Origin of the sequence: Mesorhizobium sp. M1E.F.Ca.ET.041.01.1.1, assembly GCF_003997355.1 — a bacterium.
Classification (GTDB): domain Bacteria; phylum Pseudomonadota; class Alphaproteobacteria; order Rhizobiales; family Rhizobiaceae; genus Mesorhizobium.
The window spans coordinates 1-8,417 of the sequence record NZ_RZSL01000256.1 but is presented as its reverse complement, the minus strand read 5'-3'; the positions used below and the strand labels follow the sequence as shown (position 1 = coordinate 8,417).

Sequence of the window (8,417 nt, the reverse complement as noted above, 5' to 3'; positions counted from 1 at the left end):
GGAGGGCGGGCCGCCTCGATCCGCGGCGGCCCGCCCTCCTCGTCGATGGCAGGCGCCTGTTCATCCATCATCTCGACCTCGCGCAGCCATTCGCGCCAGATGGCGACAAGCAGCGCCATCAGCACCGGACCGATGAAGAGGCCGAGGAAGCCCATCGTCTTGACGCCGCCGATCAACCCGAAAAAGGTGGGCAGGAACGGCAGCTTGATCGGCCCGCCGACAAGCTTCGGGCGCAGCGTCTTGTCGACGATGAACAGCTCGACCGCGCCCCAGGTGAACAACGCCATGCCGGCAAACAGCTTGCCGCTGGCGGCGAGATAGATCGACACCAGCGTGAAAGAGAGCGGCGCGCCGCCAGGGATGAGCGCCATGATGCCGGTGAGCGCGCCGAGCGTCACCGGCGACGGCACGCCGGCCAGCCAGTAGGCGACGCCCAGCACCAGGCCTTCGCCGATGGCGATGACGGTCATGCCGGTGACGGTGGATGAGATGGTGGCCGGCACGACGCGCGAAATCCGCTCCCAGCGCGTCGGCAGGATGCGCTCGCCGAGACGATCGACCTGCGCGGCGAAAGCCTCGCCGTCGCGATAGGCGAAAAACAGCGCGATCAGCATGAACAGCAGCGTAAGCAGCAGACCGAAGGCGCTGCCGCCGGCGGCCAGCGCGCCACGGTAGATGGTGCCGATGTTGGAGCCGCTGACCATCTGGATCAGTTCGCCGATGCCGCCGGGATGACCGAGATTGGCCGTCCACTGCTGGTTCAGCCACTCGCCGATAACGGGCATCGTGGCGATCCATTGCGGCGTGGCGGAACCGTGGCGGTTGGTCTCGATCGCCCATACCACCCATTCGCGCAGCTCGTTGATGGCATAGGTGCCGGCAAGCGCGATCGGCACCACCAGGAAAGTCAGGATGAACAGAATCGCAAGGGTCGCGGCGATGGTGCGGTTGCCGCCGACCGCGGCAAGCAGCCGGCGGTAGAGCGGCCAGCTCGCGAAGGCGATGACGAGGGCCGCCAGAACCGGAAACAGGAAGCCGTGGAAGAAATAGACGCCGGCGGCGGCGATCAGCACCAGGAGCCAGCGCGCCGCCGACAGCGGCGGGATGACGGCCGCCCTCAGCGGCGTCGACAGGCCGAACAGGCGCTGCCCCGGTTTCTGGATTTCAGCCCGCTTCAACCCGGCGTTTCTCCCCATGGTTCGATGGATGCTTATGCACCATGATAGTGCAGCAATCGTGACGATAGTCCAAATGTCTAGGAATCTCCCCCCTCGAGGGGGAGATGGCCGGCAGGCTAGAGGGGGTCGCCGCGCGTGGAACGGCAACGCCTTTCGCGACCAGGAGAACGCTGGCGCTCTACGTTAGACGACCCCCTCTGTCGCCTTAGGCGACATCTCCCCCTCAAGGGGGGAGATTAGCGCCGCGCTACCCGAACTTGCCCGTCCTCGGGAAACCCTTCGGCACCATGCGGCCGGCGGCGGCGCGGGCGCCGATCCATTCGGCCAGTTCCTCGCGCGACTTGGTAAAGGTGCGATCGGCGGAGTCCTGCCAGGTCAGTCCCGCTGCAATCGTGAAGGTCTTCAGGTCCAGCACGCCGCCGTCCTTGTATTTCTGCAGGCGCACGCCCTTGCCGCGCGCCATCTCGGGAATCTCGGCGAGCGGGAAGATCAGCATCTTGCGGTTCTCGCCGACGATGGCGAGATGGTCGCCGGCGACCGGGACGCAGCGCTTGGCCTCGTCCGGCGCCTTGACGTTCATCACCTGCTTGCCCTTGCGCGTGTTGGCGACGACCTCTTCCTCGGAAACGACGAAGCCGTTGGCATCGTATGAGACCAGGAGCAGCTTGCGCTTGGGATCATGCACGAAGGCGGTGACGATGTCCTGGTCGTTCTCCATGTCGACGATGATGCGGATCGGCTCGCCGTGGCCGCGCCCGCCCGGCAGCCGGTCGGCGCCGATGGTGTAGAACTTGCCGCCGGTGGTGAAGACCAGGATCTTGTCCGTGGTCTGGGCATGGAAGGCGAGCTTCAGGCTATCGCCTTCCTTGAAGGCAAGCTGCGAATGGTCGGTCAGATGACCTTTCATCGCGCGCAGCCAGCCTTTTTCGGAGACGACAACTGTCACGGGTTCGCGCTCGATCATCGCATGCGCGATGTCGGTCAGATCATGCTCGGGCGCGTCGGCGAACTGGGTACGGCGCCTGCCGATCTCGGTCTCGGGTCCGAACTTCTTGCGGATCTCGGCGACCTGCCATTTGATCGTCGCCCATTGCCTGGCGTCGGATGCCAGCAAGGCCTCGATCTGCTTCTTCTCCTCGGTCAGGCCATCATATTCCTTGCGGATCTCGATCTCCTCGAGCTTGCGCAGGGCGCGCAACCGCATGTTGAGGATGGCTTCGGCCTGGTTGTCGGTGAGCGACCAGCGGGCCATCATCACCTGCTTGGGCTCATCCTCCTCACGGATGATCCTGATCACCTCGTCGATGTTGAGATAGGCGATCAGGTAGCCGGCGAGGATTTCCAGGCGCTTCTCGATCTCGCCCAGCCGATATTTCGAGCGGCGGACAAGCACGTCGCGGCGGTGGTCCAACCATTCCTTCAGCACGCCCTTCAGCGACAGGACGTTCGGCACCTTGCCGCGCGACAGCACGTTCATGTTGAGCGGGAAGCGGCTTTCGAGCTCGGTGAGCTTGAACAGCGATTCCATCAGGATGCCTGGATCGACGGTGCGGCTCTTCGGCACCAGCACGATGCGGATGTCCTCGGCACTCTCGTCGCGAATGTCTTCGAGCAGCGGCAGCTTGCGCGCCATCAACAGCTCGGCGATCTTCTCGATCAGCCTGGCCTTCTGGACGCCGTAGGGGATCTCGGTGACGACGATGCTCCAGGTGCCCCTGCCCTGGTCCTCCTGGCCCCATTTGGAGCGCACGCGGAAACCGCCGCGGCCCGTCTCATAGGCTTCGAGGATCGAGGCGCGGCTGTCGACGATGATGCCGCCGGTCGGGAAATCCGGCCCCTGGACGAAATCCATCAGCTTCGCCACGGGCGCGTCCGGATGCTCGATCAGGTGCAGCGCGGCATCGCAAAGTTCGGCGGCGTTGTGCGGCGGGATCGAGGTCGCCATGCCGACGGCAATGCCGGACGAGCCGTTGGCGAGCAGGTTCGGGAAGGCGCCCGGGAGCACGACCGGCTCCTCGTCCTCCTCATTGTAGGTCGGCCGGTAGTCGACGGCGTCCTCGGTGATGCCGGCGAGCAGCTCGGTCGCCACCTCCGTCATGCGCGCTTCGGTGTAGCGCATGGCCGCGGCGTTATCGCCGTCGATGTTGCCGAAATTGCCCTGCCCGTCGACCAGCGGGTAGCGCATCGAGAATTCCTGCGCGAGGCGCACCAAAGCGTCGTAGATCGACTGGTCGCCATGCGGATGGAACTTACCCATCACCTCGCCGACGATGCGGGCGCATTTGGCAAAGCCCTGGTCAGGGTTGAGCCGCAAGAGCCGCATGGCATGCATGATGCGGCGATGGACCGGCTTCAGTCCGTCGCGCACATCCGGCAAAGCCCGGTGCATGATGGTCGACAGCGCATAGGCGAGGTAGCGCTTTTCGAGCGCTTCCTTCAGATCGACCGGTTCGATATTGTCGCCGCCGCCATTGTCCTGCGGCGGCAAATGCCTTTTTCCCATGGATTTGGACTAGCCGAGCGGGTGATTCGCGGCAAGCGTCGGGTTGGAATCCGGCGGATTCGTCGCGCGCAATGTGGGCACGCAAGGGCGACGCCGGTGATGTGAGGGATTTCACGGAAGCGGCGAGGCGAACATTCCAATTTGCCGCCCATCTGCAACAGGCTTCGGCTGCAGCTGGGGCGCCGGCCAACATCAATCTGTTACATGCGCCCTCTATCTGGGCAGGCAATGCGCTGGCTGAGGAGAGCCGCGGTCTTCATGACTAATTCACCGCATCATGCAAAGCGTGCCGGCCCGCATTTGCTTTTCATCGCCGTTTTCGACAAATGGGCCGGGAAGCGCCTTTTTCCCGTCCCGTTCGTCACGGAATGGTGATGGGGCAGGAACTCAAAACACTTTTCAGGACAGGGAACTCGCCAATGACAATCCAACGCTCAATGCTCAAGAAACTGGCTTTTTCAACCTTTCTGCTGACCCTGCCGCTCAATGCCGCCTTCGCCGCCGATCCGGCCGTGGCCGAGCGCGTCAAGGCGACGCTTGCCGCCCAGGGCGTCGACATTTCCTGGACCGGGGTTTCGGGTGACGATTCGAATGTCGTTTTGCAGGGCGTCTCCATCAAGCCGGCCGCCGAGAAGGAGGCGCTGCCGATCGGCGACGTGAAGCTGGAGGGCGTCAGCGAGGCCAATGGCGGCTTCGACATCGCCACCGTCTCGACCTCGGCCTTCGAGCACAGCAAGGACGGCGTGACGCTCAATCTCAGCCCCTTCGTCATCCACGACATGAAAGTGCCGGCCGAAGGCAGCACCGATCCGCTCGGTTCGATGATGATGTACAAGTCGGCCGAGCTCTCCAGCATGACGGTCAAGGTCGGCGACAAGACGGCTTTCTCGATGGACGGGCTTGCCGTCCAGATAACCCCGCCGGCCGACGGCAAGGCGATGGACTTCACCGCCAACACGGAGAAGTTCAACGCTGACCTGACGCTGGTCGACGACCCGAAATCGAAGGAGGCGATCGACGCGCTCGGCTACCAGAACATCTCCGGCAACATCTCGATGGCCGGCACCTGGCAGCCCTCCGACGGCAAGATGGAGCTGTCGAAATATGACATCTCGGTCGACAACGCCGGCACGCTCGGCATGACCTTCGATCTCGGCGGCTACACGGTCGACTTCATCAAGTCGATGCAGGCTATGCAGAAGCAGCTCGCCTCACAGCCCGAAGGCGCCGACAATTCCGCACAGGGCATGGCCATGCTCGGCCTCCTGCAACAGCTTTCCTTCAACGGCGCCTCGGTGCGCTTCGACGACGATTCGCTGACCGCCAAAGTGCTCGACTATGTCGGCAAGCAGCAGGGCATGTCGGCCAAGGACGTCGCCAACCAGGCCAAGGCGATCGTGCCGTTCGGCATGGCGCAGCTCAACAATCCCGAACTGACGGCAGAGGTCTCGGCCGCGGTCAACAAGTTCCTCGACGATCCGAAGAGCCTCGAGATCTCGGCCGAGCCGCCGTCGTCGGTGCCGTTCGCGCTGATCATGGCCGGCGCCATGTCCAACCCGCTCGACCTGCCCAAGACGCTCGGCGTCAAGGTCAAGGCGAACGAGGACTGATCGAGCGGAACGCTCAAACAAAGAGCCCGGCAGCGATGCCGGGCTTTTTTGTTGAGATCGATTCTCGGAACAAGAGGAACCACTTGGGCGCGATTCCTAACCTTCTTTCTTCGCCACTGCGACCCGCAGCGACAGCTCGCGAAGCTGCTGCGGAGTGGCTTCCGAGGGCGCGTTCATCAATAGGTCGTAGGCCTGCTGGTTCATCGGGAACATGGTGACCTCGCGCAGGTTCTTGGCGCCGACGAGCAGCATGACGATGCGGTCGATGCCGGCCGCCATGCCGCCATGCGGCGGCGCGCCATACTGGAGGGCGCGATAGAGGCCGCCGAAGCGCTCCTCGACAGTCTGGCGATCGAGCCCGACCATCTCGAAGGCCTTGACCATGGTTTCCGGCAAGTGGTTGCGGATGCCGCCGGAAGCGATCTCGAAGCCGTTGCAGACCATGTCGTACTGGAACGCCTTGATGCCGAGCGGCTCCTGGCCGCTGAGGGCATCGATGCCGCCCTGCGGCATCGAGAACGGATTGTGGGCGAAGTCGATCTTGTTCTCGTCCTCGTTCCATTCGAAGAACGGGAAGTCGACGATCCAGCACAGCTCGAAGCGGTCGCGGTCGACGAGGTTCAGTTCCTCGCCGGCGCGCGTGCGCGCCGCGCCCGCGAAGGCGACGAACTTTTTCGGATCGCCGGCGACGAAGAAGGCGGCATCGCCATCGGCAAGGCTGAGCTGCTGGCGGATCGCCTCGGTGCGCTCCTCGCCGATGTTCTTGGCGATCGGGCCGGCGCCTTCGAGCTTGTCTCCCTCCTTGCGCCAGAAGATGTAGCCGAGGCCCGGCTGGCCTTCGCTCTGCGCCCAGGAGTTCATGCGGTCGCAGAAGGCGCGGCTGCCGCCGGTCCTGGCCGGGATAGCCCACACCTCGGCCTTCGCATCATTGGCCAGGATGCTGGCGAAGACCTTGAAGCCGGATTCGCGAAAATGATCCGAGACCGCCTGGATCTCGATCGGATTGCGCAGGTCCGGCTTGTCGGTGCCGTAAGTCCGCATCGCCACGTCAAAGGGGATACGGCGGAATTCCTGGGTCACCGGCTTGCCGGCAGCGAAGGTCTCGAAAACACTCCGAAGCACCGGCTCCATGGTGGAGAGCACGTCGTCCTGCTCGACGAAGCTCATCTCGAGATCGAGTTGGTAGAATTCGCCGGGCAGACGGTCGGCGCGCGGGTCCTCGTCGCGGAAGCAGGGCGCGATCTGGAAATAACGGTCGAAGCCGGAGACCATGATCAGCTGCTTGTACTGCTGCGGCGCCTGCGGCAGGGCGTAGAAGGTGCCGGGATGGATGCGCGACGGCACCAGGAAGTCGCGCGCTCCCTCCGGCGAGGAGGCGGTGAGGATGGGCGTCGAGAATTCGGTGAAACCGACCTCGTCCATGCGCTTGCGCATCTCGGCGATGATCTTCGTGCGCGCCACGATGTTCTTGTGCAGCGTCTCGCGGCGCAGGTCGAGGAAGCGGTATTTCAGGCGGATGTCTTCGGGATAGTCCGGCTCGCCGAAGACCGGCAGCGGCAGTTCCTTGGCCGCCGAGAGCACCTCGATCTCGCGCGCGAACACCTCGATCTCGCCGGTCGGCAGGTTGGGGTTCACCGTCTCCGGCAGGCGCGCCTTGACCTCGCCGTCGACGCGGATCACCCATTCGCCACGCATGGTCTCGGCGATCTTGAAGGCCGGTGAATCCGGATCGGCGACGATCTGGGTCAGACCGTAATGGTCGCGCATGTCGATGAAGAGCAGCCCGCCATGGTCGCGCACGCGATGCACCCAGCCCGACAGGCGTACGGAATTGCCGACGTCGCTCTTTCTCAATTGGGCACAGGTGTGGCTGCGGTAACGATGCATTGTCATTGGTGGAGTCCGGAATTGCGGGCGAAAGCCCGGCTCGAAAATTGGCGCGAAAAGCGCATGAGAGGCCGGCTTTGTCAAGGCAAGCGGTCACACTCGGCCGCGGCACCCGAGATCAGGCAAAGCGGATTTCTGCGCCCTGTCGCTGGAAATCGGCGAGTATGGCGGCAGGCGCCGTTCTTTCCACCACCAGATGGCGGATCGCGTCCGGTGCTGCGACACGATAAGGCGCGGCGGTGGCGAGCTTGTCGTTGGTGGCGGCGATGACGATGCCGGCGCTGTTTTTCGCCATGGCGCGCTTCACCTCGGCTTCGGCCGAATCGAAAGCCGTGACGCCGCGCGAGGCATCAAGACCGCAGGAGCCGAGGAAAAACAGATCCGCGCCGAGTTGCGCCACGGCGGCCAGCGTGTCGCCGCCGACGCAGGTGCCGAGGTCGCGGACGTACCGGCCGCCGAGAACGATCAGCTCGACCAGGGGAAGATCGGCGAGAGCCGTTGCCACGCCCAGCGAATTGGTGGCGACCGTCAGCTCGATGTCGCGCGGGATCGCCCTGGCGATCGCCTCATTGGTCGTGCCGCCGTCGATGAACAAGGTCTGGCCGGCGGCGAGCACGCCTACCGCGGCTTTCGCCAGGCGCAGCTTCTCCTCGACCGCATGGCTGCTGCGCTGGCTGATCGTTGCCGCGGCGAACGGCGCCAAAGTGACCGCTCCGCCATAGACGCGACGCAACTGGCCGGCCTTGGCGAGTTCCCGCAGATCGCGTCGCACCGTGTCTTCCGAGACGCCGAAGCGGCTGGCGAGCTCGCCCGCCAGAACCCTTCCGTCGGCCGCCAGCCGGTCGCGAATGAATTGGTGTCGTTCCTCGGTCAGCATGCACGATCCCATTTTGTTATGCACGTTCTTGCATGTTTTGCATGTTTATGCAAGAACGGCGCATCGGATCGGCAATGCCGACCCACTCTCCCCGATGGAAAATGCCGCAATGACCTTTGGCTTGAAACTCGCCCCTCAGCACCGCGTCTATGCCGGTTTCGCCATCTACTCCTTTGCCATGGGCAACATTTTCCCGCGCCTGCCGGACATCAAGCGCGCCATGGAGATCGAGGACGGCACGCTGGGGGTCAGCCTGATCGGGACGCCGATCGGTACCTTGACGGCGCTGACCCTGGCCACACCGATCCTGGAGCGCGTCGGCTTTCGCCGCGCGCTGCTTTGGCTGGTGCCGCTGATTGCGC

General features: G+C 64.2%; 5 protein-coding genes and 1 pseudogene. 2 read left to right on the top strand and 4 right to left on the bottom strand.

The window, feature by feature from the left end; all coding sequences use genetic code 11:
• Both EOA38_RS20325 and parC read right to left on the bottom strand, forming a co-directional pair.
• Positions 1 to 1,178 (bottom strand): AI-2E family transporter (locus EOA38_RS20325; RefSeq protein ID WP_145966008.1); only part of this gene is annotated, 1,178 nt, incomplete at its 3' end.
• A gap of 247 nt (positions 1,179 to 1,425) precedes the next feature.
• On the bottom strand, positions 1,426 to 3,681 hold the full coding sequence (gene parC / locus EOA38_RS20320; RefSeq protein ID WP_127300063.1) for a DNA topoisomerase IV subunit A: 2,256 nt from the start codon (positions 3,679 to 3,681) through the stop codon (positions 1,426 to 1,428).
• A 419-nt stretch (positions 3,682 to 4,100) separates the two neighbouring features.
• On the opposite strand from parC, the gene EOA38_RS20315 reads away from it, so the two are divergent.
• Positions 4,101 to 5,291 (top strand): hypothetical protein, encoded by a 1,191-nt coding sequence (locus tag EOA38_RS20315; RefSeq protein ID WP_127300062.1) that lies wholly within the window; start codon positions 4,101 to 4,103, stop codon positions 5,289 to 5,291.
• 96 nt (positions 5,292 to 5,387) lie between these two features.
• On the opposite strand, the gene aspS is transcribed toward EOA38_RS20315, so the two are convergent.
• The gene (gene aspS / locus EOA38_RS20310) at positions 5,388 to 7,178 is read right to left on the bottom strand and encodes an aspartate--tRNA ligase (RefSeq protein WP_189434767.1); all 1,791 of its coding nucleotides are present in this window, start codon (positions 7,176 to 7,178) and stop codon (positions 5,388 to 5,390) included.
• Positions 7,179 to 7,296: 118 nt separating this feature from the next.
• Entirely contained in the window at positions 7,297 to 8,055 is a 759-nt protein-coding gene (locus EOA38_RS20305) for a DeoR/GlpR family DNA-binding transcription regulator (protein ID WP_127300060.1), read from the bottom strand.
• Between EOA38_RS20305 and EOA38_RS20300 the strand changes: the two are divergent.
• Positions 8,054 to 8,417, top strand: a pseudogene (locus tag EOA38_RS20300) (hypothetical protein); the annotation flags it as partial. The gene EOA38_RS20305 and the pseudogene EOA38_RS20300 overlap by 2 nt on opposite strands.